This window comes from Paracoccus broussonetiae (assembly GCF_031854425.1).
Lineage (GTDB): Bacteria > Pseudomonadota > Alphaproteobacteria > Rhodobacterales > Rhodobacteraceae > Paracoccus > Paracoccus broussonetiae.
Map to the genome: position 1 here is coordinate 1 of NZ_JAVRQI010000056.1, position 688 is coordinate 688.

The 688-nt window shown below is 66.4% G+C and carries 1 protein-coding gene; it reads right to left on the reverse strand.

Annotation, left to right across the window (positions count from 1 at the left end):
- Positions 1–3: 3 nt before the first annotated feature.
- Positions 4–688, reverse strand: a 685-nt coding sequence (locus RM190_RS23345) for a 4Fe-4S dicluster domain-containing protein (RefSeq protein ID WP_311761877.1), incomplete at its 5' end; no start/stop codon positions are given.

Sequence of the window (688 nt, forward strand, 5' to 3'; positions counted from 1 at the left end):
CGATCACATGTTCGGGTAGTTTGGCCCGTCACCGCCCTGCGGGGTGGTCCAGACGATGTTCTGGCTGGGGTCCTTGATGTCGCAGGTCTTGCAGTGGACGCAGTTCTGGAAGTTGATCTGGAAGCGCGGGCCGTCCTCGCCTTGCAGCACCTCGTAGACGCCGGCCGGGCAATAGCGCTGCGCGGGCTCGGCATATTCGGGCAGGTTCACCCGGATCGGGACCGAGGCATCCTTCAGCCGCAGGTGGCAGGGCTGGGATTCCTCGTGGTTGGTGAAGCTGTAGCTGACATTGGTCAGGCGGTCGAAGCTCAGCTTGCCATCCGGTTTCGGATAGTCGATCGGCTGGAAATCCGCGGCCTTGCCGGTCGCCGCGGCGTCGGTCTTGCCGTGTTTCCAGGTCCCCAGCGGGTTCCAGCCGGTCAGGTTCGCGACCCACATGTCAAGGCCGCCAAGCGCCAGGCTGGGCCACAGGCCCAGCTTCGACCAGATCGGCTTGACGTTCCTGACCGGCTTCAGGTCGCGGGCGATGGCGCCGCTGCGGACCTCGGTTTCATAGTCGGTCAACTCGTCGCCCTCGCGGCCCGCGGCAATTGCCGCCGCTGCCGCCTCGGCCGCCGCGATCCCCGACAGCATGGCATTGTGGTTGCCCTTGATCCGCGGCACGTTCACCAGCCCGGCCGAGCAGCCC